Annotated in this window: 25 protein-coding genes; 11 read left to right on the forward strand and 14 right to left on the reverse strand. The window is 69.3% G+C overall.

The features are described 5' to 3' along the window. Nucleotides 1-2 precede the first annotated feature (2 nt). The 3 genes from sdhA to sdhC are packed head-to-tail and all read right to left on the reverse strand — an operon-like array spanning nucleotide 3 to nucleotide 2,728. Nucleotides 3-1,829, reverse strand: a complete 1,827-nt coding sequence (gene sdhA, locus AC6CHX_RS16645) for a succinate dehydrogenase flavoprotein subunit (protein WP_136041523.1) — start codon at nucleotides 1,827-1,829, stop codon at nucleotides 3-5. A gap of 18 nt (nucleotides 1,830-1,847) precedes the next feature. Next, entirely contained in the window at nucleotides 1,848-2,294 is a 447-nt protein-coding gene (locus AC6CHX_RS16650; RefSeq protein ID WP_136041524.1) for a succinate dehydrogenase hydrophobic membrane anchor subunit, read from the reverse strand. Further along, complete coding sequence (sdhC, locus tag AC6CHX_RS16655) at nucleotides 2,294-2,728, reverse strand: succinate dehydrogenase, cytochrome b556 subunit (protein ID WP_074731658.1); 435 nt, start codon at nucleotides 2,726-2,728, stop codon at nucleotides 2,294-2,296. Before sdhC ends, AC6CHX_RS16650 begins: the two co-directional genes overlap by 1 nt. Before the next feature lie 177 nt (nucleotides 2,729-2,905). Between sdhC and AC6CHX_RS16660 the strand changes: the two genes are divergently transcribed. The 10 genes from AC6CHX_RS16660 (at nucleotide 2,906) to AC6CHX_RS16705 (ending at nucleotide 14,411) form a co-directional block, all read left to right on the forward strand. Then, on the forward strand, nucleotides 2,906-4,021 hold the full coding sequence (locus AC6CHX_RS16660) for a mannose-1-phosphate guanylyltransferase (RefSeq protein ID WP_029262556.1): 1,116 nt from the start codon (nucleotides 2,906-2,908) through the stop codon (nucleotides 4,019-4,021). A gap of 160 nt (nucleotides 4,022-4,181) precedes the next feature. Continuing rightward, the gene (locus tag AC6CHX_RS16665; protein ID WP_136041526.1) at nucleotides 4,182-5,294 is read left to right on the forward strand and encodes a BMP family lipoprotein; all 1,113 of its coding nucleotides are present in this window, start codon (nucleotides 4,182-4,184) and stop codon (nucleotides 5,292-5,294) included. A 107-nt stretch (nucleotides 5,295-5,401) separates the two neighbouring features. Then, complete coding sequence (locus tag AC6CHX_RS16670) at nucleotides 5,402-6,916, forward strand: ABC transporter ATP-binding protein (RefSeq protein WP_498273718.1); 1,515 nt, start codon at nucleotides 5,402-5,404, stop codon at nucleotides 6,914-6,916. Beyond that, nucleotides 6,913-8,232, forward strand: a complete 1,320-nt coding sequence (locus tag AC6CHX_RS16675) for an ABC transporter permease (RefSeq protein WP_136041528.1) — start codon at nucleotides 6,913-6,915, stop codon at nucleotides 8,230-8,232. The genes AC6CHX_RS16670 and AC6CHX_RS16675 overlap by 4 nt, the downstream gene beginning before the upstream one ends. After that, complete coding sequence (locus AC6CHX_RS16680; protein WP_446724443.1) at nucleotides 8,232-9,515, forward strand: ABC transporter permease; 1,284 nt, start codon at nucleotides 8,232-8,234, stop codon at nucleotides 9,513-9,515. The genes AC6CHX_RS16675 and AC6CHX_RS16680 overlap by 1 nt, the downstream gene beginning before the upstream one ends. A 27-nt stretch (nucleotides 9,516-9,542) precedes the next feature. After that, a complete protein-coding gene (locus AC6CHX_RS16685) occupies nucleotides 9,543-9,941 on the forward strand; it encodes a cytidine deaminase (protein ID WP_029262551.1) in 399 nt (132 codons plus the stop codon). After that, nucleotides 9,938-11,230, forward strand: a complete 1,293-nt coding sequence (locus AC6CHX_RS16690; RefSeq protein ID WP_498273719.1) for a thymidine phosphorylase — start codon at nucleotides 9,938-9,940, stop codon at nucleotides 11,228-11,230. The genes AC6CHX_RS16685 and AC6CHX_RS16690 overlap by 4 nt, the downstream gene beginning before the upstream one ends. Before the next feature lie 50 nt (nucleotides 11,231-11,280). After that, entirely contained in the window at nucleotides 11,281-12,396 is a 1,116-nt protein-coding gene (locus tag AC6CHX_RS16695; protein WP_498273720.1) for an adenosine deaminase, read from the forward strand. 56 nt (nucleotides 12,397-12,452) lie between these two features. Beyond that, nucleotides 12,453-13,520: a polysaccharide deacetylase family protein gene (locus tag AC6CHX_RS16700; RefSeq protein ID WP_498273721.1), complete on the forward strand. Its 1,068-nt coding sequence runs from the start codon at nucleotides 12,453-12,455 to the stop codon at nucleotides 13,518-13,520. Nucleotides 13,521-13,547: 27 nt separating this feature from the next. Beyond that, nucleotides 13,548-14,411: a carbohydrate kinase family protein gene (locus tag AC6CHX_RS16705; RefSeq protein WP_498273722.1), complete on the forward strand. Its 864-nt coding sequence runs from the start codon at nucleotides 13,548-13,550 to the stop codon at nucleotides 14,409-14,411. Between the two features lie 3 nt (nucleotides 14,412-14,414). Here the strand turns inward: AC6CHX_RS16705 and AC6CHX_RS16710 are convergent, their stop codons facing one another. From AC6CHX_RS16710 to AC6CHX_RS16755, 10 genes are all read right to left on the reverse strand, one after another. Next, complete coding sequence (locus tag AC6CHX_RS16710) at nucleotides 14,415-15,161, reverse strand: alpha/beta hydrolase (RefSeq protein WP_498273723.1); 747 nt, start codon at nucleotides 15,159-15,161, stop codon at nucleotides 14,415-14,417. Between the two features lie 9 nt (nucleotides 15,162-15,170). Continuing rightward, nucleotides 15,171-16,136: an SDR family oxidoreductase gene (locus AC6CHX_RS16715; RefSeq protein ID WP_498273724.1), complete on the reverse strand. Its 966-nt coding sequence runs from the start codon at nucleotides 16,134-16,136 to the stop codon at nucleotides 15,171-15,173. Then, nucleotides 16,136-17,086, reverse strand: a complete 951-nt coding sequence (locus AC6CHX_RS16720) for a bile acid:sodium symporter family protein (RefSeq protein ID WP_498273725.1) — start codon at nucleotides 17,084-17,086, stop codon at nucleotides 16,136-16,138. Before AC6CHX_RS16720 ends, AC6CHX_RS16715 begins: the two co-directional genes overlap by 1 nt. Further along, nucleotides 17,083-18,375, reverse strand: a complete 1,293-nt coding sequence (locus tag AC6CHX_RS16725) for a flavin-containing monooxygenase (RefSeq protein WP_498273726.1) — start codon at nucleotides 18,373-18,375, stop codon at nucleotides 17,083-17,085. The genes AC6CHX_RS16720 and AC6CHX_RS16725 overlap by 4 nt, the downstream gene beginning before the upstream one ends. 86 nt (nucleotides 18,376-18,461) lie before the next feature. Further along, a complete protein-coding gene (locus AC6CHX_RS16730) occupies nucleotides 18,462-19,619 on the reverse strand; it encodes a mannitol-1-phosphate 5-dehydrogenase (RefSeq protein WP_498273727.1) in 1,158 nt (385 codons plus the stop codon). Next, nucleotides 19,616-20,050, reverse strand: a complete 435-nt coding sequence (locus AC6CHX_RS16735; RefSeq protein WP_376107695.1) for a PTS mannitol transporter subunit IIA — start codon at nucleotides 20,048-20,050, stop codon at nucleotides 19,616-19,618. The genes AC6CHX_RS16730 and AC6CHX_RS16735 overlap by 4 nt, the downstream gene beginning before the upstream one ends. Next, on the reverse strand, nucleotides 20,047-21,681 hold the full coding sequence (locus tag AC6CHX_RS16740; protein WP_498273728.1) for a PTS mannitol transporter subunit IIBC: 1,635 nt from the start codon (nucleotides 21,679-21,681) through the stop codon (nucleotides 20,047-20,049). Before AC6CHX_RS16740 ends, AC6CHX_RS16735 begins: the two co-directional genes overlap by 4 nt. Then, entirely contained in the window at nucleotides 21,678-23,363 is a 1,686-nt protein-coding gene (gene ptsP / locus AC6CHX_RS16745; RefSeq protein ID WP_498273729.1) for a phosphoenolpyruvate--protein phosphotransferase, read from the reverse strand. Before ptsP ends, AC6CHX_RS16740 begins: the two co-directional genes overlap by 4 nt. After that, a complete protein-coding gene (locus AC6CHX_RS16750; protein WP_136041541.1) occupies nucleotides 23,360-23,641 on the reverse strand; it encodes an HPr family phosphocarrier protein in 282 nt (93 codons plus the stop codon). Before AC6CHX_RS16750 ends, ptsP begins: the two co-directional genes overlap by 4 nt. Next, complete coding sequence (locus AC6CHX_RS16755; protein ID WP_498273730.1) at nucleotides 23,638-23,955, reverse strand: PTS sugar transporter subunit IIB; 318 nt, start codon at nucleotides 23,953-23,955, stop codon at nucleotides 23,638-23,640. Before AC6CHX_RS16755 ends, AC6CHX_RS16750 begins: the two co-directional genes overlap by 4 nt. A 166-nt stretch (nucleotides 23,956-24,121) precedes the next feature. Here AC6CHX_RS16755 and AC6CHX_RS16760 point away from each other — a divergent pair, with 166 nt between their 5' ends. Further along, nucleotides 24,122-26,044, forward strand: coding sequence for a BglG family transcription antiterminator (locus AC6CHX_RS16760; RefSeq protein WP_498273731.1), 1,923 nt, complete (start codon nucleotides 24,122-24,124; stop codon nucleotides 26,042-26,044). Nucleotides 26,045-26,054: 10 nt separating this feature from the next. On the opposite strand, the gene AC6CHX_RS16765 is transcribed toward AC6CHX_RS16760, so the two are convergent. Beyond that, nucleotides 26,055-26,318: an HPr family phosphocarrier protein gene (locus AC6CHX_RS16765; protein ID WP_498273732.1), complete on the reverse strand. Its 264-nt coding sequence runs from the start codon at nucleotides 26,316-26,318 to the stop codon at nucleotides 26,055-26,057.

Raw genomic sequence — 26,318 nt, forward strand, 5'->3', positions numbered from 1 at the left:
GCTCAGTACTTCCTCTCCATCGGCGGGTAGTTCAACTCGCCCTGATCGTTCTTCGTGAAGACGACGGGCTTCCAGTCGAGCTTGATGTGGTCGCTCGGGGTCGACGAGTGCGGGTCGCCCGTGAGGTAGGCCATGGTGTGCTTCATGTACTTCTCGTCGTCGCGCGTCGGGAAGTCGTCGCGCATGTGGCCGCCGCGGCTCTCCTCGCGGTTCTGCGCGGCGTAGACGACGACCTCGGCGATGTCGAGCAGGAAGCCCAGCTCGACGGCCTCGAGCAGGTCGGTGTTGAACCGCTTGCCCTTGTCGTCGACGTGCACGTTCTTGTAGCGCTCACGCAGCTCGGCGATCACGCCCAGCACGTGCTGCAGCGAGTCGTGGGTGCGGAACACCTGAGCGCCCTTGTCCATCTCGTCCTGCAGCGTCTTGCGCAGCACGGCGATCCGCTCGGTGCCCTGGTTGTTGCGCAGGTCCTCGAGCATCCCGGAGACGAAGCCCGCGGGGTTCTCGGGCAGCGGGACGAACTCGGCCGTCTTGACGTACTCGACGGCGTTGCGGCCGCTGCGCTTCCCGAACACGTTGATGTCGAGCAGCGAGTTGGTGCCGAGACGGTTGGCGCCGTGCACCGAGACGCAGGCGCACTCGCCGGCGGCGTACAGCCCGGGAACGACCGTGTCGTTGTCGGCCAGGACCTCGCCGTTGTTGTTGGTCGGGATGCCGCCCATGGCGTAATGCGCGGTCGGCATCACCGGGACCGGCTCGACGACCGGGTCGACACCCAGGTACGTGCGGGCGAACTCCGTGATGTCGGGGAGCTTGGTCTCGAGGACCTCGGCGCCCAGGTGCGTGCAGTCCAGCAGCACGTAGTCCTTGTGCGGACCGGCGCCGCGGCCTTCCGCGACCTCCTGCACCATGCAGCGGGCGACGATGTCACGCGGGGCGAGGTCCTTGATGGTCGGGGCGTAGCGCTCCATGAAACGCTCGCCCGAGGCGTTGCGCAGGATCGCGCCCTCGCCTCGCGCACCCTCGGTGAGGAGGATGCCGAGACCGGCGAGTCCGGTCGGATGGAACTGGAAGAACTCCAGGTCCTCGAGGGGGAGGCCCTTGCGCCAGACGATGCCGACGCCGTCGCCCGTGAGGGTGTGCGCGTTCGAGGTCGTCTTGAAGATCTTTCCGAAGCCTCCGGTCGCGAAGATCACGGCCTTGGCCTGGAACACGTGCAGCTCGCCGGTGGAGAGGTCGTACGCGACGACGCCCGCGATCTGGGTCTTGCCGTCGGCGTCCTTCACCGTCAGCAGGTCGAGCACGTAGAACTCGTTGAAGAAGTTGATGCCGAGCTTGACGCAGTTCTGGAACAGCGTCTGCAGGATCATGTGGCCGGTGCGGTCGGCGGCGTAGCAGGCGCGGCGGACCGGGGTCTTGCCGTGCTCCGCGGTGTGCCCGCCGAAGCGGCGCTGGTCGATCTTGCCCTCGGGCGTGCGGTTGAAGGGGAGGCCCATGTTCTCGAGGTCGATGACCGCCTCGATGGCCTCCTTCGCGAGGATCTCCGCCGCGTCCTGGTCGACGAGGTAGTCGCCGCCCTTGACGGTGTCGAAGGTGTGCCACTCCCAGGAGTCCTCTTCGACGTTCGCGAGGGCTGCCGCCATGCCGCCCTGCGCCGCACCGGTGTGCGAGCGCGTGGGGTACAGCTTGGAGATCACGGCGGTCTTCGCCCCGGGGCCGGCCTCGATGGCCGCCCGCATGCCGGCGCCACCGGCGCCCACGATCACGATGTCGAACTGGTGGTAGTGCACGCCGTCACGGACGACGGAATCCTGCGTCTCGGTAGTCACTTCTTCTTAGCCTTCTTCTCAGTTCCCGACCAGGGCGGCGCATTCGGTCCACAGGACGCTGTCCTCGGTCACACCCAGGCACGGGTCGAACGTGAAGACGACGAGCGTGCCGAGGATGATGAGCAGGCCGGCGGCGAGCCCCAGGGCCCAGGTGAGGGCCTTCCGGGCGGTGGTGTTCGTGACGTAGTCGTTCACGATCGTGCGCATGCCGTTGGCGCCGTGGATCAGGGCAAGCCACAGCATCAGCACGTCCCACCACTGCCAGAACGGCGTGGCGAACTTGCCGGCGATGAATGCGAAGTCGAGGGCGTGGATGCCCTCGCCGACCATGAGGTTGACGAAGAGGTGGCCGAAGATCAGCACGACGAGCACGACGCCCGACGCGCGCATGAAGACCCAGCCCCACTTCTCGAGGTTGACTCCGCGTCGGCGGCGAGCCGGAGCTGCGATGGTCTGCGCGGTCATCAGTGTCCCCCTCCGAACCCGGCGAACGCGAGCATCAGGTGGCGGGGCACGAAGCCGGCCATGATGATGCCCCACACCAGCAGCACGCCCCAGAAGAGCTGCCGCTGATACTTGGCGCCCTTCGACCAGAAGTCGACGGCGATGATGCGCAGGCCGTTCATCGCGTGGAACACGATGCCGGCCACGAGCACGACCTCGCCGAGCGCCATGACGGGGTTCTTGTACGTGCCGATCACGGCGTTGTACGCCTCCGGCGAGACCCTGATGAGTGCCGTGTCGAGCACGTGCACCAACAGGAAGAAGAAGATGGCGACTCCGGTGATGCGGTGAAGCACCCACGACCACATGCCTTCGCGGCCCCGATAAAGGGTGCCGCGGGGGGTCTTGGACGTGGTTTCCGAAATCGACGGTGTCAAGCGAGCGCTCGTGGACACGGTCGTCCTCCCTGATCGATGTGCGTCGGTCGCGTGCGCTGCTCGTGCAAGTGTGAGCCTGTCGAAGTCAGGCACGCCCGATCGGTGTCCATCCTATTCCTGTCCGAAGACGGGGAGCGACGAAGGGGAGCCTAAGTATCTCGATGTCGAGATGTCTCCTCGGGCTACCCTGGCAGGGTGAGCGCACCCATCAAGGATTTCTACGCAGTGATTCCCGCCGGCGGCATCGGCAGTCGGCTCTGGCCGCTCTCCCGTGCGGACGCGCCCAAGTTCCTGCATGACCTCACGGGGTCGGGCCATTCGCTGCTCCGCGACACCTGGGACCGGCTGGAGCCGCTCAGCGGATCCGACCGGATCGCCGTGGTCACCGGCCGTGCGCACCGCGCCGCGGTCGAGGCCGAGCTGCCGGGCATCGCCGACCTCAACGTCTTCCTGGAGTCGGAGCCGCGGGAGTCCGCCGCCGCGATCGGCCTCGCCGCCGCGATCCTGCACCGGCGCGAGCCCGATGTGATCATTGGCTCGTTCAGCGCCGACCACGTGATCCGCAGCACGCGCGTGTTCGAGTTCGCGGTGCGCGACGCCGTGGAGGTCGCCCGCGAGGGGTACATCTGCACGATCGGCATCTCGCCCACCGAGCCCGCGATCGGCTTCGGCTACATCAAGAAGGGTCCGGAGCTGGTCGTCGACGGCGCGCGCGAGGCCGCGCTCGTCGAGAGCTTCGTCGAGAAGCCCGACCTGGAGACGGCGAAGGAGTACCTCGCCGATCGCGACTATCTGTGGAACGCGGGCATGTTCATCGCGAAGGCGAGCGTCCTGCTGGACGAACTCGCCGCGAACGAGCCCGAGCTGCACGCCGGTCTGCTCGAACTCGCGGAGGCCTGGGACGATCGCGAGCTGCGCGGACCCGCAGTCGATCGCATCTGGCCGCGCCTGAAGAAGATCGCGATCGACTACGCCGTGGCCGAGCCCGCCGCCCGCCGCGGACGCCTCGCCGTCGTCCCCGGCCATTTCGACTGGGACGACGTGGGCGACTTCGCCTCGCTGACCAAGCTCATCAACAACGGCCGCAAGAACGACCTCGCCGTGCTCGGGCCGAACGCCCGTGTCCTGACCGACGGCGCGAGCGGGATCCTCGTCAGCCAGACGTCGCGGGTGATCAGTCTGGTGGGCGTCCAGGACATCGTCGTGGTCGACACCCCCGACGCACTCCTGGTCACCACCGTCGAGCACGCGCAGCGGGTGAAGGGTGTGGTCGAGTCCCTGAAGCTCACCGGTCGCGGGGACGTGCTCTGAGGAGTGCGCCGATGAGCAGGACGTCACGCTCATCGGGTGGCTTGATTTCAGCTTTGTAACCTTTGGCCAGCGCATCCGCTGCGCACGTGCGCAAAAGACGAAACAGTAGGTAACTTTGATCGATCCGCGATGGCCGCGGTTTCGTTGAGGGAGGCATCAGTTGACCATCTCCACCACCAAGAAGCTGCTCGGCGCGACCGTCGCCGCGGGCGTCATCTTCGCGCTCGCCGGTTGCGGCCAGGCGCCGACCGACAAGCCCGAGGGCTCCGAGAAGCCGGTCGACTCCGACTTCCTTCCCTGCCTCATCTCCGACGCGGGCGGCTGGAACGACAAGTCGTTCAACCAGTCGGCCAAGGAGGGCATGGACAGCGCGGCTGACGAGCTCGGCATCAAGCCCCTCGAGTTCGAGTCGGCGAACGACAACGACTACGCGCCGAACCTCGAGACCGCGGTCTCCGAGGGCTGCTCGCTCATCGTCGCCGTGGGCTTCAAGCTCTCCGCCGCCACGGTCGAGTCCGCGCTCGCGAACCCCGAGATCGACTACGCGATCATCGACGACTACGCCGACAACGATTTCGACGGCACCACGGATGCTCCGAACATCAAGCCCCTCGTCTTCGACACCGCGCAGGCGGCATACCTCGGCGGCTACGCCGCAGCAGCCTGGTCCGCGCAGAGCGGCGTGAACAAGGTCGGCACCTTCGGCGGAATGCAGATCCCGTCGGTCGCCGTGTTCATGGACGGCTACCAGCTCGGCGTCGACAAGTACAACGAGGACAAGTCGGCCGCGGTCGAGGTCTTCGGCTGGGACGCCGCGACGCAGAAGGGCTCGTTCACGGGCGGCTTCGACGCGAACGACACCGCCAAGCAGACCGCGCAGGGCGTGCTCGACCAGGGCGTCGACGTCATCCTCCCGGTCGGCGGCCCCGTCTACCAGAGCGCGGCTGCCGCGATCACCGACAGCGGCAAGGACACGCTGATGCTCGGCGTCGACAGCGACCTCGCTGTGGCTGACCCGAACGTGGCAGGCATGACGCTGGTCTCGATCATGAAGGCGATCGACGTCGCCGTGCACGACGCGACCGTCGCGGCCGCCGGCGGCGAGTTCGACGCAGCGCCGTACGTCGGCACGCTCGAGAACGAGGGCGTCAAGCTCTCCGGCTTCGGCGACTTCGAGGGCGACCTGCCCGAGGGCCTGGTCGACGAGCTGGCCGAACTGCAGAAGCAGATCATCGCCGGTGACATCACGGTGGAGTCCGAGAACTCCCCGTAAGTCGTAACCGGTCCAGCACGGGGCGAGTGGTGAGCAGGCGGCCACTCGCCCCGTGCCGTGGACGGACGATGATTCTCCTGGATGACTCTTCTGGATAAGGTGCAGATATGAAGCTCGAACTTCGCGGCATCACCAAGCGATTCGGTAGCCTCGTGGCCAACGACCACATCGATCTGGTGGTCGAGCCGGGGGAGATCCACGCGCTCCTCGGTGAGAACGGCGCGGGCAAGTCCACGCTCATGAACGTCCTCTACGGCCTGTACCAGGCCGATGAGGGAGAGATCCTCCTCGATGACGAGGTGCAGCGCTTCCGCGGTCCCGGCGACGCGATGGCTGCGGGGATCGGCATGGTCCACCAGCACTTCATGCTCGTCCCGGTCTTCACCGTGGCCGAGAACGTGATGCTTGGTCACGAGCAGACCAAGGCGCTCGGAACGCTCGACATCGCGAAGGCGCGAGAGCACGTGCGGTCCGTGGCGGCACGGTTTGGCTTCGACATCGACCCGGATGCGCTCGTGGGCGACCTGCCCGTCGGCGTGCAGCAGCGGGTCGAGATCATCAAGGCTCTGTCGCGCGACGCGAAGGTGCTCGTGTTCGACGAGCCCACGGCGGTGCTCACCCCGCAGGAGACCGACGAGCTGATGAACATCATGCGTCAGCTGCGCGACGAGGGCACGGCGATCGTGTTCATCACGCACAAGCTGCGCGAGGTGCGCGAGGTGGCCGACAAGATCACCATCGTCCGCCTCGGCAAGGTCGTCGGCGAGGCATCTCCCACCGCGACCAACGCCGAGCTCGCCTCCCTCATGGTCGGCCGTGCGGTCGAGCTGACCGTGCACAAGGACCCGCCCCGTCTCGGCGAGGGCGGCTTCGAGGTCAAGGGGCTGCGCGTCCTCACGCCCACGGGCGCGATCGTCGTCGATGGTGTCGACCTCGCCGTCCGACCGGGCGAGGTCCTCGCGATCGCCGGTGTGCAGGGCAACGGCCAGACCGAGCTGGTGGAGGCCATCGTCGGCCTCGCCGCGCGCGTCGAGGGCAGCATCGTGCTCGACGGCAAGGAGCTCGTGGGCAAGAGCGTGCGCGCCATCCTCGTCGCCGGTGTCGGCTTCGTCCCGGAAGACCGCACGGAGGACGGCCTGGTCGCCGGCTTCTCCGTCGCGGAGAACCTCATCCTCGACCGCTCGGACGATCCGGCTTTCAGCCGTGCCGGTACGCTGCGCCGTTCGGCACTCGACGAGTTCGCCCGCGCCCGCATCACCGAGTACGACATCCGCACCCAGGGGCCGGAGACTCCGGCGGGCACGCTGTCGGGCGGCAACCAGCAGAAGGTCGTCATCGCCCGGGAGATGAGCCGTGACCTGCGGCTCCTCGTCGCCGCGCAGCCGACCCGCGGCGTGGACGTCGGCTCGATCGAGTTCATCCACAAGCGCATCATCGAGACGCGCGATGCGGGAATCCCCGTGATCGTCGTCTCCACGGAGCTCGACGAGGTCGCAGCTCTCGCCGACCGGATCGCGGTCATGTACCGCGGCACCATCGTCGGCATCGTCCCCGGCGACACGCCTCGGGAGACACTCGGACTCATGATGGCCGGAGCGGCCGAAGGGGAGGTGGCCGCGTGAGCGGAGCGACGCCCGGCGCAGGAGATGTGACCAAGGGGATCCCGCCGCAGGAGCTCGCGACGAGCACCGGCACGGTCCCGCGCGACCCCTCCGACGTGCCGCCGCCTCCGCGCGGGAACGTCATCCTCAAGGAGATCCTCCGCGGCAACGCCGTCACCACGATCCTCGCGATCGTCCTGGCGCTCATCGTGGGCGGCATCCTCATCGCCTTCACGAACGAAGACGTGCAGACGGCTTCCGTCTACTTCTTCGCGCAGCCGGGCGACACCTTCGTCGCCGCCTGGAACGCGGTGTACAACGGCTACGAGGCACTCTTCCGCGGGGCGATCTTCAACGCCCGCGGCGCGGACTTCGCAGCTCAGATCCGCCCGCTGACGAACACCCTCGGCTTCGCGGCACCGCTGATCGCGGCCGGTCTCGGCGTCGCGCTCGCGTTCCGCGTCGGCCTGTTCAACATCGGTGCCCGTGGTCAGATGCTCATCGGTGTCGCGGTCGCGGCGCTGCTGACGTTCTCCCTCGATCTGCCGATCTGGCTGCACATCCCCGTCACGCTGATCGCCGGCATCGCCGGCGGTGCGCTCTGGGGCGCCATCGCGGGACTCATCAAGGCGCGCACCGGTGCGCACGAGGTGATCCTCACGATCATGCTCAACTACATCGCGTACTACCTGCTGCTGTGGATGATCCGCACGCCGGGCCTGCTGCAGAAGCCGGGCACCAACCAGGCCCTCGGCTCGGCGACGCCGCAGAGCGCGCAGTTCCCGACCCTGCTCGGCCCGCAGTTCCCCCTCCTCGATCTCGGCTTCGTGATCGTGATCGTGGCGACCCTGTTCGTCTGGTGGCTCATCGAGCGTTCGTCGCTCGGCATGCGGATGCGCGCCGTGGGTGAGAACCCGCATGCCGCGCGCGCCGCCGGCATCAGCGTGCAGCGCATCTACGTCTACGCCATGCTCTTCGCCGGGGGACTGGCGGGTCTCGCCGGCATGAACCAGATCCAGGGCGCCGTCACCACCGGCGTCACCGAGACGATCGACGCCGGCATCGGCTTCGACGCGATCACGGTCGCGCTCCTCGGACGTAGCCGCGCCTGGGGTACGTTCGCGGCCGGCATCCTGTTCGGGGCGCTCAAGGCGGGCTCGTTCTCGATGCAGGCGCAGGACATCCCGGTCGACATCGTGCTCGTCGTGCAGTCCCTCGTGGTGCTGTTCATCGCGGCGCCGCCGCTGCTGCGCACGGTGTTCTTCCTTCCGAAGACCGATGCGGAGAAGGCGGCCAAGGCCAGAGCCAAGGCCGCGAAGAAGGCGGTGATGGCATGATGTCCCTCGTTCAGACCCAGGCCGCCGACGGCACGGTGCAGCTCGCGACGGTCAAGGAGCGGCACCTCAAGGCGCCGATCGTCCTCGCCGCGGCGACCGCGCTGCTGGCGCTGCTGTTCCTCGCGGTGCCGCGGACGGGCACCAGCACCTTCCGACTCTCCGACCAGTCGTCGGCGCTCTCGCTGCCCGACGTGGCCCTGCCGACCGCCTCGACTTTCTGGGTGGTGTTCGGGATCCTGGTGGTCCTCACGGTCGGAGCCTTCCTCCGGGCGTGGACCTATCGCAAGCCCTCGCTGTGGCTCGTGGTCGCCTACGGCGTGCTCGCCGTCTTCGCGTTCCTCGTCTGGGCATCCGCCGGGGGACTCGTGCCCGTCACGAGCCTGCTGTTCGGAGCGGTGTCGCTGTCGGTGCCGCTCGTGTTCGGTGCTCTGGGCGGCGTCATCGGCGAGCGTGCCGGTGTCGTGAACGTCGCGATCGAGGGTCAGCTCCTGCTCGGCGCCTTCTCCGCCGCGCTGCTCTCGAGCATCACCGGCAACCCGTTCGTGGGTCTGATCGGCGCGATGGTGGGCGGCGTGCTGGTGGCCAGCGTGCTGGCCGCATTCGCCATCAAGTACCTCGTCGAGCAGGTGATCGTCGGTGTCGTGCTCAACGTGCTGGTCACGGGCCTCACCGGCTTCCTCTACGGGGCGCTGCTCGCACCGAACGAGACGACCCTGAACACTCCGGTCCGGTTCCCGCGGGTCGAGATCCCGGTGCTCAGCGACATCCCGATCATCGGACCGGTGCTGTTCAACCAGACGTTCATCGGGTACCTGATGTTCATCACCGTCGCCGTGGTGGCGTGGGGGCTGTACCGCACCCGCTGGGGTCTGCGGCTTCGTGCCGTCGGCGAGCACCCGCAGGCCGCCGACACCGTCGGCATCAAGGTGAACCCGACCCGGTTCTGGAACGTGCTGCTCGCGGGTGCGATCGCCGGTATGGGTGGTGCGTACTTCACGCTCGTCTCGGTGCCGCAGTTCGGCAAGGACATGACGGCTGGGCTCGGCTTCATCGCCCTCGCCGCCGTGATCTTCGGCCGCTGGGACCCGATCCGCGCCACGCTGGCCGCGCTGCTGTTCGGCTTCGCGACCAACTTGCAGAATCTGCTGTCGATCCTGAAGACGCCGATCCCCGGCGAGTTCATGCTCATGCTGCCGTACCTGGTCACGCTGCTCGCGGTCGCCGGATTCGCCGGGCAGATCAAGGCGCCGGCTGCCGACGGCAAGCCCTACATCAAGTCCTAGCCCGATCAGGAAGAGGGAAGCATCGCAATGACGGACATCGACTGGGACGAGCTGCGCCAGGTCGCCACGGATGCCATGACGAAGGCGTACGCGCCGTACTCGCGCTATCGCGTGGGGGCGGCCGCTCTCGTCGGCGACGGGCGCATCGTCGCCGGCTGCAACGTCGAGAACGCCTCCTACGGCGTGACGCTCTGCGCGGAGTGCGCCCTCGTCGGCGACCTGCACATGTCCGGCGGCGGCCAGCTCGTCGCGTTCGTGTGCGTGAACAACGACGGACAGACGATCATGCCGTGCGGTCGCTGCCGGCAGCTGCTGTTCGAGCACGCGATGCCGGGCATGCTCCTGGAGACGGTCTCCGGCATCCGCACGATCGACGAGGTGCTGCCCGATGCGTTCGGGCCACGCGACCTGGAGGAAGCACGATGACGGTTGAGCCCTTCGACGCGGTGGACGTCATCCGCGCCAAGCGCGACGGCGGTGCGGTCCCCGAGGCGGCATTGCGTTGGATGATCGATGCGTACACCCGCGGTTACGTCTCCGACGCGCAGATGGCCTCGTTCGCGATGGCGATCTTCCAGCGCGGGATGGAGCGCGATGAGATCCGCGTGCTGACCGACGCGATGATCGCGTCGGGGGAGCGGATGAGCTTCGCCTCCCTCGGCAAGAAGACCGTCGACAAGCACTCCACCGGCGGCGTCGGCGACAAGATCACGCTGCCGCTCGCCCCGCTGGTCGCGTCGTTCGGCGTCGCCGTCCCGCAGCTCAGCGGCCGCGGACTCGGTCACACCGGCGGCACGCTCGACAAGCTCGAGTCGATCCCCGGCTGGCGAGCAGCGCTCAGCAACGAGGAGATGTTCGCGCAGATGCAGGGCGACGTCGGCGCGGTCATCTGCGCCGCGGGTTCGGGCCTCGCTCCTGCCGACAAGAAGCTGTACGCCCTCCGCGACGTCACCGGCACGGTCGAGGCGATTCCGCTGATCGCGTCGAGCATCATGTCCAAGAAGATCGCCGAGGGCACCGACGCGCTCGTGCTCGACGTGAAGTTCGGCTCCGGTGCCTTCATGCAGGACATCGACCGCGCCCGGGAACTCGCACGCACGATGGTCGCGCTCGGCACCGATTCCGGAGTGGCGACCACCGCGCTGCTCACCGACATGAACGTGCCGCTCGGACTCGCGATCGGCAACGCCAACGAGGTCCGCGAATCCGTCGAGATCCTCGCCGGTGGTGGTCCGGCCGATGTCCGGGAGCTGACCCTCGCTCTGGCGCGGGAGATGCTCGCCCTCGCCGGCCAGCCGGATGCCGACGTGGAGGCCGCGCTCGACGACGGTCGTGCGATGGACAGCTGGAAGGCGATGATCCGCGCACAGGACGGCGACCCCGACGCGGCGCTGCCGACCGCGCGGGAGACGCATGTCGTGACGGCCCCGACCGACGGCGTGATCACACGCATGGATGCACTCCCGTTCGGCATCGCCGCCTGGCGGCTCGGAGCCGGGCGCGCCAGGGCCGAGGATCCGGTGATCTTCGAGGCGGGGATCGACCTGCACACCAAGCCCGGTGACCGCGTCGTCGCGGGGCAGCCGCTGTTCACGCTGTCCGCGGCCGACGACGCCCGATTCGGTCGTGCTCTGGAAGCCCTCGACGGCTCGTGGGAGATCGGCGACGAGGCTCCGGCCACCGGTCCGATCGTGCGCGAGCGCATCACGGCGTGAGTCGCGACCGCTAGCCTGAACTGAGCACATCCGCGACCGAGAGGATCACCATGTCGATCGATGCGAACGGCGACGTCACGCTGCAGGGCGTCTCCCTGCGGAGCCTGCCGAAGGTGTCGCTGCACGACCACCTCGACGGCGCTCTGCGCCCCTCGACGATCCTCGAGCTCGCGGACTCCATCGGCCTCGAGGTCCCGGAGGCCGACCCCGCCGCCCTCGGCAGGTGGTTCGCGAAGCAGAGCGATTCCGGTTCGCTGGTCGAGTACCTCAAGACGTTCGACCTGACGACCGCCGTCATGCAGACCCAGGAGGGGCTCACCCGTGTCGCGCGCGAGTTCGTGCAGGACCTCGCAGCGGACGGCGTGGTCTACGGCGAGGTGCGCTGGGCCCCGGAACAGCATCAGGCGCGCGGCCTCACGCTCGAGCAGACCGTCGAAGCCGTGCAGCAGGGCATCGAGGAGGGCGAGGATGCGGCGGATCGCGACGGACGCAGCATCCGCGTCGGCCAGCTCATCACCGCCATGCGGCAGACCGACCGGGCACGGGAGATCGCGGAGCTCGCGGTCGACTTCCGCGGTCGCGGTGCCGTCGGCTTCGACATCGCCGGCCCGGAAGACGGCTTCCCGCCGTCGAACCACCGCGCCGCTTTCGATTACCTCGCCGACAACTTCTTCCCGGTGACCGTGCACGCGGGCGAGGCCGCGGGTCTCGCGTCGATCCGCTCCGCGCTCATCGACGGTCGCGCGCTGCGTCTCGGCCACGGCGTGCGCATCGCCGAAGACCTTCAGGTCGTCACGCAGGAGGGCGACGAGGTGCAGGTGCAGTTCGGCGACCTGGCCCGCTGGGTGCGCGATCGCGAGATCCCGCTCGAGCTCTCGCCGTCGTCGAACTTGCAGACCGGCGCGATCGCCGCGTGGGGTGACACCCTGGCCGACCACCCGTTCGACCTGCTGTATCAGCTCGGGTTCTCGGTGACGGTGAACGTCGACAACCGCACCATGAGCGCCACGTCGCTCACCCGCGAGCTCGCCCTGCTCGTCGAGACCTTCGAGTACGACCTCGACGATCTCGAGACCTTCCAGTTCAATGCGGCTGCGGCCGCGTTCCTCCCCGTCGAGGAGCGGGAGGAGCTCGTCGAGTTGATCGCCGAGGGATTCGACATCTGACCGTGGCCTCCGGGGGGAGACGGCGCGGGGGCGTCGCAGGAATCATCATCGCTGCGGTGATCGTCGTCGTGGGTGGCGGTTTCACGGCGTACGTCTGGCTGAACCATGCGCCGGCCGAGGCCGAGGCCGAAGCGAAGCCGTCACGGACGCCGACACCGGTGGTGACGCCGCCACCGCTGACGCCCGCGGAGCAGCTCATCGCGGATGCCGCCGATCCGCTCGCCTGTGCGGTGACGTTCACCGGCGAGGGGGCTCCCGCCGACCCGCAGCTTCAGCGGCAGGACGGCCTGTACCAGGCGCTCCCGATCCCGGCCCTCGCCGGCCGTGTGTTCGCCGGCTGGTACCCGACGGCGGCGGATGCCGCGGCGTACACGGTCGCTGTCCGAGTGAACGGCGCGGACCCCGTGGTCTGCGACGAGCAGCAGGTCGAGCTCTTCGCCGCATGGAAGACGCCGGAGCAGAACACCGCCGAGGGCGTGCAGGTCCCGATCCTCATGTACCACCAGTTCACGGCGGATCCCGAGGGGGAGTCCGGCTGGCTGCGCGGCAACTACGCCTACATCGGCGACTTCGACGCGCACATGAACCACATCGCGACGACGGGCTTCTACCTGCCCACCTGGGACGAGCTGAGCGCCTTCATCGACGGCCGGCTCTCGCTGCCCGCGCGGAGCGTGATCATCACCGACGACGATGCCGACCAGACCTGGTTCGACCTCGGGGCGCCCGTGGTGGCGGCGCACAAGCTGCTCGCGACCTCCTTCATGGTGACCGCCTACCGGTCGGACCCGCCGCCGTCGATCCACGTGCTGCGCCGCTCGCACACTCACGACATGCACAAGGCGGGCGACAACGGCGACGGCCTGATGGTCAACTGGACCGCGGATCAGATCGCCGCCGACGTGAACGTCTCCGGCGACACCCTGGGCGTTCGCGAAGTCATCGCCTATCCCTTCGGGCACTACGACGACACCGCCAAGCAGGGCGTCACGCAGGCCGGCTACGAGATGGCACGGACGATCGAGCCCGGGTTCGTGACGATCGGCACCGACAAGCTCGCCCTCCCCGTCGTGCGCATCGACTACGGCATGGGACTGGACGCCCTGGTGTCGCGCATCGGCTGACCGTCGTCGAGGCGGCAGGATGGTCGCATGCCCGACTCCGTCTTCATCGCCGGCCCAGCGTCCTGGAACACGATCGTCGTGCTCGATCGACTTCCCGAGCCCGTGCCCCACATGCAGTTCGCCGAGGAGACCTGGACGACCGTCGGCGGAACGAGTGCCGGCAAAGCGCTGAGTCTCACCGGGCTGGGGCGTGCGACGCAGCTCCATGCTCTCGCCGGACGCGATGCGGAGGGCGAACGGGTGCGAGCAGCCCTGCACGCCGCGGGAGTCCAGGTGCACTGGGGCGAAGGGGTGACCGAGCGGCATCTGAACCTCATGACCCGCGCCGGCGAACGGGTCTCGCTGTACCTGTCGTCGCCGGACGCCACCGCAGGCGAGGACGATACCTGGGTGCGCGAACGGATGGGAGAGGCGGGTGCGATCGTGCTCGACCTCGCCGCCGAGCCGCTGCGGCTCCTGCCGATGGCGCGGGAGACCGGAATCCCGATCTGGGTCGACGTGCACGACTACGACGGTGCGGCCGAGTTCCACCGCCCGTTCCTGGCGGCGGCGGACGCGGTGTTCTGCAACGCGGATCGCCTTTCGGACCCGGTCGCGTTCCTGCGTGCGCGCATCGCCGCCGGTGCCTCACTCGCGGTATGCACGCTCGGGGCCGATGGCGCGGTGGCCGTGGATGCCGAGGGAATCGAGCATCGGGTGGCTGCCGTGCCCGTCGAGGTCATCGACACGAACGGCGCGGGCGACGCCTTCCTCGCGGGCGTGCTCGATGCGCGCCTGGACGGGGCGGGAGTCGGCGCGGCACTCGAGGCCGGTGCGCGGACGGCGGCGGCCGTTCTCCGTTCGCGACACCTGCATCCGCTGCTGGACGAGGTCATCGACGCCGGGGAGTGACCCTCAGGGCGCGAGAGGCGCGAGGAACTCCTCGGTGAGTCGCGTGACCTCGTCGTGCATCTCGTCCGTCGAGATCGTCGGCGTGCCGTCGCCCGCCTGGGGGCCGTAGTCGCCGAAGGAGGCGTGCGATGCCCCGTCGATCTCCACCATCTCGGCGTCGGCGGGCAGCAGGTCCCGCGCGTCGGCGATCTTCTCCGGAGTGGAGAGACCGTCTTCGCTGCCGGAGATGCTGAGCACGGGAAAACCGCTGTCCGACACGTCGGTCGCGCAGTACGAGCCGAACAGCACGAGCGCGTCGGCATCCGCTGCGAGCTGGCAGGCGCGGACGCCGCCCAGCGAGTGCCCGCCCACACCCCAGACGTCGATATCGGGTGCGGCCGAGGTGAACGCGTCGAGCCCGCGTGGGTCGAAGAAGGCCAGGTTCAGCCAGGGGCGGGTGATCACGACCGTGGTTCCTTCCTCGGCGAGCCCCTGGAGGATGGCGGCGTAGGCCCACGGGTCCACCTTGGCCCCGGGGATGAAGACCAGGCCGAGATCCGATTCGCCGTCGGCGGGGGCGAGCACGATGCCCTCATCCGCGTCGGTGACCGTGATCGCGGGGTTCTCCCGCACGGTCGCGAGGGGCTCCGGCTCCGCGGCCATGACGCCGATCTGGGTGTACGCGACGACGCCGACGACCGCGAGCACCAGCACGATCGCGACACTCCACAGGACTCGTTTCAGGACCCGGCGGCCACGCTTCTTCTGCACGGCTCAACGCTACCCCGCGTCGCCGCCCGTCCGCGCGACGGTGGGATGGGTGCGGAGGTACTCCTCGAATGCCTCGCGTGTCGTGTGACGCGGGGAATAGCCGAAGTCCTCCTTCAGCCGGCGATTCGCCAGCACCGGTCGGTACCGCAGGAACGGCACCTGCTCCGGTCCGTGCGGGGTGAGGTGCAGCATCCGTCCGAGTCGCAGCGCGGCCGACAGCGCCCAGGCGGGCAGCACGAGCTGCGGCTTGCCCAGACGAGCGGCGATCTCGGGCACGGTCATCCGTCCATCGCCTGCGACGTTGAAGATGCCGGCCGGGCCGTCGGTGGCGGCTCGCACCATCGCGGCCGCCACATCGTCCACCCAGACGAACACGAAGGGCGACTCCGATCCCGCGATGCGGAGGATGCGCCGCCCGTCCCAGAGTGCGGTGATCTGATTCCGCACGGTCGGGCCGAGGATCGTGCCGATGCGGAAGACCACCTGCTCGAGGTTCGGATGGCTCTCCCGGTGCTCGGCCAGCATCTCCTCCACCAGCCGCTTGTGCCGGGCGTACGGGAACGCGTCGTTGCCTCGCAGCGGCCGGCTCTCGTCGATCCACTCCGGGTTGTCGGAGTGATAGCCGTACGCGGCACCTGAGCTGGAGACCACGATGCGCTGCACGCTCGCCTCGACGCACGCGGCGAGGACGTTCGCGGATCCGGTCACATCGACGCGGTACTCCAGGTCGACGTCGTGGCCGGGATTCACGATCGCCGCAAGGTGCACCACCGTGTCGATGCGATGCTGCCGCAGCACAGGAGCGATCGCGGCGGCATCCGTCACGTCCAGGAGCGCATCGATGACGCCTGCGCGGGAGGCACCCGCTCGCAGATCCGCGGCGACCACGACATCCACGTCGTCTCGCGCGGCGAGGGCCAGCGCCACGTGCGAGCCGAGGAAACCGCTGCCGCCGGTGATCAGCACCCGGGGCATCAGGCCGCCTCGACGGTGGTGCGGCCGCTCGCGTCGCCGGTGCTGGACCCCGTGCGCTTCCTCGTGTGCCGGGCCCAGAGCCCAGCGAGGACGAGCCCGGCGATGATGTCCCAGATGCCCCACCAGCCGGCCACGATGGCCATGCCGCCGAGTCCGTCGAAGAACAGGAACACCAGCCCGAGGCCGAGGCCGGCGTTGCGGATGCCGACCTCGAAGGTCATCGCCTTGCGCTCACGGGTGCCGAGACCCCCGACCACGGCCGTGCCGTAGCCGAGCGCGAGCGCCACGGCGTCGTGCACCGCGACCACCAGCAGGATGATGCCGAGTACCTGCACGAACACCGCCCAGTTGCCGACCAGCGCGGCGATGATGAAGCCGAGCAGGGCGATCAGGCTGAACCACTTCACGAACGGCTGCACGCGGGCGCTGAACCCCGGTGCCTTGGCGCGCAGAAGCAGACCGAGGGCGAAGGGGAGACCGACGATGAGGAAGATCTCCAGCAGCATCCGCCACGGGTCGAGGGTGATGTCGCGCAGCAGCGTACGGGCGGTCGGGTGCAGCGAGGCCCAGAAAGTGATGCTCAACGGCATCGCGACGATGTAGATGAGGTTCCCCACCGCGGTCAGCGAGACCGAGAGGGCGACGTTGCCACCGGCGCGATGGGTCAGCACCTGCGAGATGTTCCCCGGTGGGCAGCAGGCCACGAGCAGCATCCCGAGCGCCATCGACGGCGGCACGGGGAGCACGAGCGTCAGCAGGAACGTCGCGATCGGCAGGAGGAGCAGCTGTGCGAGGATCGCGATCGCGAACGGCTTCGGATGCTTCGCCACGACCCGGAAGTCGCTCGGCGAGGTGTCCAGCGCGATGCCGAACATGATGAGTCCGAGCACCACGTTGAGGATCGTGAGCGTGCCGGGCGTGAACGAGAGGACGACGTCGTCGACGTTCATGCCGAGGCCTCCAGCGCGTCTTTCTCGCGCCGAACCGCGCCCCGATAGGCGTCTTTGTTGACGTAGTACGCCATCCGGTCCAGGCCCAGGTAGTGATAGCCGCCCGTGACATCGGGCCACGCGGTGCCGGTGACCCTGTCGCGGAAGCGGGCCGCGCGCACCGGGGCGTTCTCGGCCGCGTCGAGGTAGGCGGCGAGCAGCTCGGCCTGTTCGTAGCGGCCCTGCCACCCGATGCCGGACGCCTCGATCATGCCCATCACGTAGAGCCCGTTGAAGGAGGCGGGGAACACGTTGAGGAAGAGCCGCGGCGAGGCGCCCTGCCAGTGCAGATGCTCCCGGTCGACGAACGGGTAGTCCAGCGTGTAGCCGGTGGCGAGCAGGACCAGGTCGTACTCGTCCGCGCTGCCGTCGCGGAAGTGCACCATCCGCCCGTCGAAGCGGTCGATGTCCGGGCGGATGCGCAGGTCGCCCTGCCCGAGGTGATTGAGGATCAGGGTGTTCACGATGGGGTGCGACTCGTAGATGCGGTAGTCGGGCTTCGGAAAGCCGAACCGCACGGGGTCGCCGGTGAACGCGCGGAGGACGCGGCTGTCGACGGCCTGCTTGAGGCGCGCCGGCAGCGGACGGCCCTGGTTGAGGGTGTCGCTGGGCTTGCCGAACAGGTAGCGGGGCACGAAGTAGTACCCGCGCCGCACGCTCATGTCGACGGACGCGGCATGATGCACGGCATCCACGGCGATGTCGCAGCCGGAGTTCCCGGCGCCGATGAGCAGCACGCGCTTGCCACGCAGCTGCTCCGGGGACTTGTACGCGCTGGTGTGCAGGAGCTCGCCCGTGAAGTCCCCGCGGAACGCCGGCACGTTCGGCTCGGCGAGGGTGCCGTTGGCGAGCACCACGCCGGCGTACCAGCGGGTGTGTTCGCCGTCGGGCCCGGCGCTCGTGAGGTCCCAACCATCGTCGCGGGGTTCGAGGCGCGTGACCCGCGTGTCGAACCGGAACAGGCCCGTCAGCCCGAAGTGGTCGGCGAAGTCGTCGAAGTACTCCTTCAGCACGCGGTGGCCGGGGTAGTCGACGCGTGAGCGCATCGGGAACTCGGCGAACTCGGTCGTGGTCCGTGAGGAGATCAGGTGCGCCGACTCGTACATCGTGCTGCGGGGATTGGCGATGTCCCACAGCCCGCCGACGCCGTGCGACGCCTCATAGCCGTCCACCTGGATTCCGCGCTTCTGCAGCGCGCGCGCCGCAGCCAACCCCGATGGACCCGCGCCGATGACGGCGTATCTGTTCATGCTGCTCCCCGCACGTCAGTGTGCTCGAAAAAACGCCCCCGCTCACCGATCGTAATGGGTGGGCGGGGGCGTCGAGTTCCGCGAGGTCAGGCGGCTCCGAGGTGCTGCTGACGCGCCGCGACGGCCTCCCGGATCCGAGGGAACAGCGGATGCTCCGGATCCAGGCCCGTGGTGCGGGCGGTGAAGGCGGTGGACTCCTCCGAGCGCAGCAGCTCCTGCAGCTCGACCGACTGCTCGTCGGCCGGATCGTCGAACTCGAGCGCCGCTGCCACCGCCGCCACCAGAGCCTCGGTCGGCAGTCCGCGCTCCGCGGCGATGGCGGCCGGTCCCACGAACCGCTCGTGCCGCGAAATCTTGCGCAGCGGCTGGCGTCCGACGCGCTGCACGGTGTCGACCAGCGCCGGGTTGCGGAAGCGATCGAGGATCGTGGCGCGGTAGTCCGCGAGGTCCGCGGGATCGAGCTCGTGCTCGGCGACCAGCACCGCGGATGTCTCCTCGAGCGCGGCCGACACGCTCGCGGCGATGCCCGGGTCGGCCAGGGCGTCCGAGATGCGTTCGATGCCGGCGCGTGCTCCGAAGTACGCGGTGGCGGCGTGACCCGTGTTCACCGTGAAGAGCTTGCGCTCGATGTACGGTGCCAGATCGTCGACGAAGTGCGCGCCGGGGATGCTCGGAAGGGAGCCGCCGAACGGCCCCGACTCGATCGCCCACTCGAAGTAGGGCTCGACGGTCACATCGACGCCGCCGTCTGCGGGCTGTGCCGGCACGATGCGGTCGACCGCGGTGTTCGCGAACACCGCGCGGGTGAGCAGCGTCTCGGCATCCGCCCCCGCCGCCGCCGCGATCTCGTTCCGCAGCAGGTCGGTGGCGCCGATCGCGTTCTCACACGCCATCACCTGGAGGGGCGCGGCATCGGGGGAGCGGAGGGCGAGCCCGGCCACGATCGATGGCGCGACGAACCGCAGAACGGTGGGCCCGACCGCGGTCGTGACCACATCGGCCGTCGCGACCTCCTCCGCCACGGCGGCGGGATTGGTGCGGCTGTTGACAGCACGGAAGCCGGTGACGACGTGATCGGTCCCTCCGGGGCCGGCTTCGTGCACGGTGTACGCGTCGACCGCATTGATCGCATCCACGAGGGGCGTGGCGACGTCGGAGAACACGACCTCGTACCCGCCCTCGCGGAGCAGCAGCCCGACGAAACCGCGCCCGATGTTGCCCGCCCCGAAGTGGATCGCCTTCATCCCTCGTTCACCTCCGACAGCAGGGCGTAGAGCTCTTCCGGGGTCTGCGCCGCGGAGAGCCGTGCCACGTCGTCCTCCTCGGAGAACAGGATCGCGATCCGGGAGAGGATCTCCAAGTGCTCGTCACCGACGCCGGCGATGCCGATCACGAAGGTCGCGGGGTCCCCCGACCAGTCGACGCCGCCGTCGTAGCGGACGACCGACAGGGCCGAGGCGAGGATGGCGTCCTTCGCGTCGTTGGTGCCGTGCGGGATCGCGAGACCGTTGCCCATGAAGGTCGACACGGTCTCCTCACGCTGCCGCATGGCATCGACGTACGCGGGGGTGACGGCTCCGGCGGCGACGAGGATGTCCGTCGCCTCCTGGAGCGCCTCGTCGCGGGTCGCCCCGCCGGGGTGGATGCGGACCTGCTCGGGGGTGAGAACGCTCATTCTGTGTCCTTTCGCTGGGATTGCACCATCTCGACGACCTCTTCGTACTTGGGCGAGTTCATGAAGTTGTCGACCGACACGTGGACCGAGTTCGGCGACTTCGCCGCGGCGCGCTCGGTGAGCTGCTGCTGCGTGATCACCACGTCGGCCGTTCCGTCGAGGTTCGCGATGGCCTGGTTGGTGACCGTGATGTCCTCGATGCCCGCCTTCTTGAGCTTGTTGCGGAGGACGCTGGCGCCCATCGCCGATGACCCCATACCGGCATCGCACGCGAACACGATCCGCTCGATCGGTGCCGTGGCGACGGCGGTCGTGCCCGGGGTCGCGGCGGCTTCTGGAGCCGCAGTCGCGGTCGATGTGCGCAGCGCATCCATCGCGGCCGACGACTTGCCCTTGTTCGCCTCGGTCTGTGCGATCGCCGCACCGAAGGCGTCCCCCTCGGCGGCGAGGTCGCGCTTGCGCGAAGCCCGCAGGATCACACCGGTGATGAGGAACGTCACGGTGGCGGCGACGATGACCGACAGGTACACGACCAGCAGGTTCGGCACACCCGCGCCGAGGGCGGCGAAGGTCACCGCGATGATGCTGCCGGGCGCCGCCGGGAAAGCCAGACCGCCGTTCAGGACCATGTTCGTCGTGACGCCGGCCGCACCACCCGCGATGAGGGCGAGGATCGTGGTGGGCTTGCTCAGCGCATACGGGAAGTAGATCTCGTGGATGCCGCCGAAGAACTGGATGATCGCTGCACCCGGCGCGGAGCCCTTCGCCGCGCCGACGCCGAAGAAGCTGAAGGCGAGGAGCAGACCGAGGCCGGGGCCGGGGTTGGCCTCGATGAGGAACAGGATCGACTTGCCGGTCTCCGCCGCCTGCTCGATGCCGAGCGGGGTGAAGACGCCGTGGTTGATGGCGTTGTTGAGGAACAGCACCTTCGCCGGCTCGACGATGATCGACACGAGCGGGAGCAGCTGCAGGGTGACGAGCCAGTCGACGGCGGCGCCGAGCGCGGCGCTGATGCCGAGCATGACCGGTCCGAAGGCGAAGAAGCCGACGATCGCGAGGAGCATGCCCAGGATCCCGGCGGAGAAGTTGTTGACCAGCATCTCGAAGCCGGGGCGGATCTTCCCGTCCCAGATGCTGTCGACCTTCTTCATGATCCACGCGGCGATCGGGCCCATGATCATGGCGCCCAGGAACATCGGGATGTTGGTGCCGACGATCACGCCGACCGTGGCGATCGTGGCCACCACACCGCCGCGCTCGCCGTAGACCATGCGGCCGGCGGTGTTGGCGATCAGCAGCGGCAGCAGGTAGGTCACCATCGGGCCGACCAGGCCGACGTACGCGAGGATGTTGCCGCCATCGCCCTCCGCCACCGCGGTCATGGCGCCCTGCCAGCCGATGACGGCGGAGTCGCCGCCGCCGCCGATGATCTCGGCCACACCCGCCCAGTGCCAGCCGAAGGGGCTCTTGGCGCCGAAGAATCCGGCCGGGATGAAGAGCATCGTGATGAAGCCCCAGGCGATGAAGGCTGCGATGTTCGGCATGATCATGCCGGAGAGGAACGTGCCGAAGCGCTGCACGCCCACGCGGAGACCGCCGGGTTTCGTGGCGGCAGGTGACGTCGTCGTCATGATGTCGTCTCTTTCTTGTGGAGGGGGAGTTCCGCGGCGAGAGTGGCCGCGGCGGTTCGGGCGGAGGGAGCGTCGTCGGCGGCCAGGGCGGCCTCCGCGAGGCTCCGCGCCTCGGACAGGGTGCGTTCGGAGAGCGCGTGTCGCACATCGGCGAGCGCCGAGGGAGCCATCGAGAGGCTGGTGGCGCCGAGGCCGACCAGCACGACGGCGAGGAGCGGATCGGCGGCGGCCTCGCCGCAGATGCCGACCGGTTTGCCCAGGCGCGCGCCGGCGTCGCCGACCTCGCGCACGAGGCGCAGCACGGCGGGATGCCAGGGGTCCTGGAAGCCGGCGACCGAGCCGAGCATGCGGTCGGCCGCCATGGTGTACTGCGTGAGGTCGTTGGTGCCGATCGAGGCGAAGTCGGCGTGCGCGAGCACCCGGTCGGCGAGCAGGGCGCTCGCCGGGATCTCCACCATCACCCCGGCGGTCTGCAGCCCGTATTCGCGCGCGAGCCCCGTGAAGTAGATCGTCTCCTCGACCGTGGCGACCATCGGGGCCATGACCCAGAGATCGGCATCGGTCTCGGCATCGGCTTCGGCCAGCGCGGTCAGCTGCTCGCGCAGGATGTCCTCGCTGGCGCGCAGCGCGCGCAGCCCGCGCAGCCCGAGCGCCGGGTTCTCCTCGTGCGCGTCGTTGAGGAACGCCAGCGGCTTGTCGGCTCCCGCATCGAGCATCCGGACCACGACCTTCTTGCCGGGGAAGGCGGCGAGCAGCTCGCGATACGACTCCCGCTGCTGGGCGATGGTCGGTGCCTGTGCCGAGGAGAGGAACAGGAACTCGGTGCGGAACAGCCCGACGCCCTCGGCCCCCCGAACGACCGCATCGGCCGCGTCTGCGGGCTTCCCCAGGTTCGCGAGCAGCGCGACAGGCGTGCCGTCGGCGAGGGCGCCGGGAGTGGGGGGAGCGGCCTCGGCCGACTGGCGAGCGGCGGCGCGTTGAGCCGCGCGGTCCTTCTCGTCCTCCGTGGGCTCGCGGGTGACCACTCCGCTGGCGGCATCGACGATCACCGTTTCCCCCGTGACCAGCGGCGTGGCGTCGCCGACGCCGACGATCGCGACGATGCCCTTCTCCCGCGCGAGGATCGCGGTGTGGGAGGTGGGCCCGCCGTCGGTCGTGATCAGCGCGAGCACCTGATCCAGGTCGAGGAGTGCGGTGTCGGCCGGAGCGAGGTCGCGCGCGACCAGGACGAACGGGTGCCCGGGGTTCGGGACGCCGGGGGCATCGACGCCGCGCAGGTGCGCGAGGACCCGCTGCGCGATGTCATCGAGGTCTGCGGCGCGCTCGCCGAGGTAGCCGCCGACGGCCTCGAGCGTGGCGCGGAACCCCGCGAACGCATCGTGCACCGCCCATTCGGCCGTCGCTCGGGCATCGATCCGGGTGTCCACCTCGTCCTGGAGCGTCGGGTCCTCGGCGATCATCGCCTGGGCTTCGAGCACCTCTCGGGCTGCGCCGCCTGCCGCCGCACCGCGTTCGTTCAGTTCGCGAGCGACCGTCGCGACCGCTTCGCGAACACGCGCGCGCTCGGCGTCGGCGCCCGCCGTGCTCGGGGTGTTCTCCGGAGCGGGCGTCGCCTCGGCCATGCGGACGACCGGTCCCTGGGCCACGCCCAGACCGATGCCCACTCCGCGCAGCTCGCTCATCCGGCGGCGTCCTGGTCATGGTCGGTGGTGAGGAGCTCGGTGAGCGTGTCCAGCACGCCCTCGGCTCCGTCGCCGTCGGCCGTCAGGGTCACGTAGTCGCCGTATTCGATCGCGAGCGCGATCACACCCAGGATGCTGGCGGCGTTGACCGGTTTGCCCGAGTCCTTGGCGATCGTCACGGCGATGCCCGAGTCCTTCGCCGCCTGCGCGAAGAGCTTCGCCGGGCGGGCGTGCAGTCCGTGGGAGGAGCCGATCCGGACGGTGCGGGTGGCGGTCATGATGTTCCTTTCGGGGTGTCGCCGGTGGCGGCGAGGATCGATCGGGCGAAGTCGAGGGTGCGGGAGCCGTCGCGGTCGGAGAAGACGTCATCCGGAAGCACGGCCACGGGCGCTTCCACGCTGCCGCGCAACGCCTCGAGCCGGTCGCCGAGATGCGGACCGACGAGGACGAGGTCGTGATCGGAGCCGGCGACGGAGCTCTCGGTGCCCGCCACCGCGTCCCAGTCGAGACCGGCCGAGGCTGCCGCAGTGCGGAGCCGCAGTGCGACGAACGTGCTCGACGCCCCGGCGCCGCACACCACGAGGATCCTCATCGACTCCCACCTTCCTGAGAACAGTCTGGGAACCGGGAGGGGCACCGCACCAACAGGTTCCTTTCCGCCCCCGCGGAACACCTCCTTCCGCCCGCGGATGCCGGCATGCTGACATCATGGAGACGACGTCGAGACAGTGCGGTCAGCATGCGGGAAGGGGAGGACCATGTCGCGCCAGCGCCAGGACCAGCTTCTCGCCGCTCTGCTGCGCCAGGAGGGCTGGGCGACGGCTGCCAGCCTCGCCGATCTGCTCGGGGTCACGCCGCGCAGCATCCGGTCCTACGTCGCCGCGCTGAACGCACGGACTCCGGGCGCCGGGGTGATCGAGTCCGGCTCGGCCGGGTATCGCGCGGGCTCCGGTGCCCGCGGTGCGCTGCGGATGCGTCAGATCGGAGAATCCGCGCCCCGCGACCGCCTGCACACCCTGGTACGGCGGCTGCTCGATGAACCCGCCGGGATCGACGTGTTCGACACTGCGGACGAGCTGCACGTCAGCGAGGCGACGCTCGAGGCGGATCTGGTCCGGGTGCGCAGTCTGCTCGACGGCACCGAGCTCACCCTGGAGCGCGACCGGGAGACGGTGCGACTGCGCGGGAATGAGGCAGCGCAGCGGCGTCTGCTCAGCAGGCTCGCGCACGACGAGATGGATGACGCCTCCTTCCACCCCGAGACGTTCCGACGCGCACTGTCGCGGTCGGCCGTGGCCGCCAGTGCGGTCGGTCCGTTCAAGACATCGCTCGTGCGGGAGCTCGGCGAGCTCGGCTACTACGTGAACGAGCTCGCGATCGCCGACGTCCTGCTGCACATCGCGATCGCCGCCGAGCGGGTTGCCGCGGGGCACGCCCTCGAATCCTCGCCGGCGGGTGCCCGGGAGGAGATCCCGCGGGTGGGGGCCGTCATCGCCCGCCTCGCCGCCGAGCACTTCGACGTGGTCCTCGGTGACGGCGACAGCGGTCACCTCGCCTCCCTGGTCCTGACCCGCATCGTCGCACCGGGGGAGGATGCGACGCGGGAGGTCGCGCGCAGCGGTGTGGAGCCGGCCGTCGAAGCGGCGGTCCGGGCGGAGATCGCTCGAGCCGCCGACGACTTCCAGGTCGATCTCGTTGACGAGACGTTCGTCCTCCGACTCGCCCTGCACGTGCAGAACCTGCTGCGGCGCGCCGAGGAGAGCGCACTCACGCGCAACCCGCTCACGCGCTCGCTGAAGACGACGTATCCGATGATCTTCGAGGTGGCCGTGTCGATCGCGAGCGGACTCCACGATCGCGTCGGCACCCCCATCCACGATGACGAGATCGCCTATATCGCCATGCACGTGGGCGGGCGGCTCGAGCGCAGTCGCAAGGCGGAGTCGATCCTGACCGCCACGATCGTCTGCCCGGGCTACCAGGAGCTGCACGAGCTGCTGCGCTCCAGCGTCGACCGCTCACTCGGCTCTGCGATCGAGGTCACGACCGTGGTCACGAACGTGGACCCCGATTGGTCGTCGTTCGACACCGATCTGGTGCTCAGCACGATCGAGCCGGGGGACACGGGCGACCGCTTCGTCCGCATCCAGCCGTTCCTGACAGATGCCGATGTCGACCGCATCCAGCAGGCCGCGGCGCGTGTCCGCCGCGGGAGGCGCCTCACCCGTCTGCGCGGCGAGCTCGCACGCTACTTCCTGGCCGACGCCTACGTCTTCCCGCTCCCGGATGAGGGCGAGGAGGCGATCATCAGACGCCTCGGCGGGCTGCTGGTGCAGGCGGGACTCATCGGCGAGGACTACATCGAGAACACCATCGTGCGCGAGCGGATGTCGTCGACCGCCTTCACGGATGCGCTCGCGGTGCCGCACGCGCTGCAGATGACGGCGACGCGCACGGCCATCGCGATCGGCGTGGCGGACGGGTCGGCCGCGTGGGGCGACGGGCGCGTGCAGGTCGTCGCGCTCGCCGCGTTCAGCGAGAGCGATCGGGCGGCGTTCCAGACGGTGTTCGAGCAGCTGGTCGAGGTGTTCAGCGAGCGCGAGAGCGTTCAGCGCATCGTCCGCAGGGGCACCACGTTCGAGGCCTTCCTCGACGAGCTCGTCGCGGTGATCGACGGCTGATCCGCGCGTCTCACTCCCGCGGCGCGAGCACCTCGGCGAGCTGATCCAGCACGTCGTCCGCGGTGGCGGATGCCGCCGTCTCGAGCACGACCGCGTCGCCGGACGAGATCCCGAGGTCCATGACCGCCAGCACGCTGCTCAGGTCGACCGCGGTGCCGTCTGCCGTGCGCAGGGTCACCGGGGAGCCGTGCGACTGCGCGAGTCGCACGAGCTCGGCCACCGGTCGGGCGTGCGCGCCGTTGTGCGCGCTGACGATCAGGCGTCGCGTGGGCAT

Source organism: Microbacterium sp. GQ128 (assembly GCF_059758615.1).

Excerpts from the sequence above, each read along its gene's own strand:
- AC6CHX_RS16735 (WP_376107695.1), bottom strand. The coding sequence starts at position 20,050 with ATGAGCGTTCTCACCCCCGAGCAGGTCCGCATCCACCCCGGCGGGGCG.
- AC6CHX_RS16765 (WP_498273732.1), bottom strand. The coding sequence starts at position 26,318 with ATGCCCACGCGACGCCTGATCGTCAGCGCGCACAACGGCGCGCACGCC.
- AC6CHX_RS16695 (WP_498273720.1), top strand. The coding sequence starts at position 11,281 with ATGTCGATCGATGCGAACGGCGACGTCACGCTGCAGGGCGTCTCCCTG.
- ptsP (WP_498273729.1), bottom strand. The coding sequence starts at position 23,363 with ATGAGCGAGCTGCGCGGAGTGGGCATCGGTCTGGGCGTGGCCCAGGGA.
- AC6CHX_RS16725 (WP_498273726.1), bottom strand. The coding sequence starts at position 18,375 with ATGAACAGATACGCCGTCATCGGCGCGGGTCCATCGGGGTTGGCTGCG.
- AC6CHX_RS16750 (WP_136041541.1), bottom strand. The coding sequence starts at position 23,641 with ATGACCGCCACCCGCACCGTCCGGATCGGCTCCTCCCACGGACTGCAC.
- AC6CHX_RS16755 (WP_498273730.1), bottom strand. The coding sequence starts at position 23,955 with ATGAGGATCCTCGTGGTGTGCGGCGCCGGGGCGTCGAGCACGTTCGTC.
- AC6CHX_RS16685 (WP_029262551.1), top strand. The coding sequence starts at position 9,543 with ATGACGGACATCGACTGGGACGAGCTGCGCCAGGTCGCCACGGATGCC.
- AC6CHX_RS16730 (WP_498273727.1), bottom strand. The coding sequence starts at position 19,619 with ATGAAGGCGATCCACTTCGGGGCGGGCAACATCGGGCGCGGTTTCGTC.
- AC6CHX_RS16705 (WP_498273722.1), top strand. The coding sequence starts at position 13,548 with ATGCCCGACTCCGTCTTCATCGCCGGCCCAGCGTCCTGGAACACGATC.
- AC6CHX_RS16720 (WP_498273725.1), bottom strand. The coding sequence starts at position 17,086 with ATGAACGTCGACGACGTCGTCCTCTCGTTCACGCCCGGCACGCTCACG.
- AC6CHX_RS16650 (WP_136041524.1), bottom strand. The coding sequence starts at position 2,294 with ATGACCGCGCAGACCATCGCAGCTCCGGCTCGCCGCCGACGCGGAGTC.
- AC6CHX_RS16760 (WP_498273731.1), top strand. The coding sequence starts at position 24,122 with ATGTCGCGCCAGCGCCAGGACCAGCTTCTCGCCGCTCTGCTGCGCCAG.
- AC6CHX_RS16715 (WP_498273724.1), bottom strand. The coding sequence starts at position 16,136 with ATGCCCCGGGTGCTGATCACCGGCGGCAGCGGTTTCCTCGGCTCGCAC.
- AC6CHX_RS16670 (WP_498273718.1), top strand. The coding sequence starts at position 5,402 with ATGAAGCTCGAACTTCGCGGCATCACCAAGCGATTCGGTAGCCTCGTG.
- AC6CHX_RS16680 (WP_446724443.1), top strand. The coding sequence starts at position 8,232 with ATGTCCCTCGTTCAGACCCAGGCCGCCGACGGCACGGTGCAGCTCGCG.
- AC6CHX_RS16740 (WP_498273728.1), bottom strand. The coding sequence starts at position 21,681 with ATGACGACGACGTCACCTGCCGCCACGAAACCCGGCGGTCTCCGCGTG.
- AC6CHX_RS16690 (WP_498273719.1), top strand. The coding sequence starts at position 9,938 with ATGACGGTTGAGCCCTTCGACGCGGTGGACGTCATCCGCGCCAAGCGC.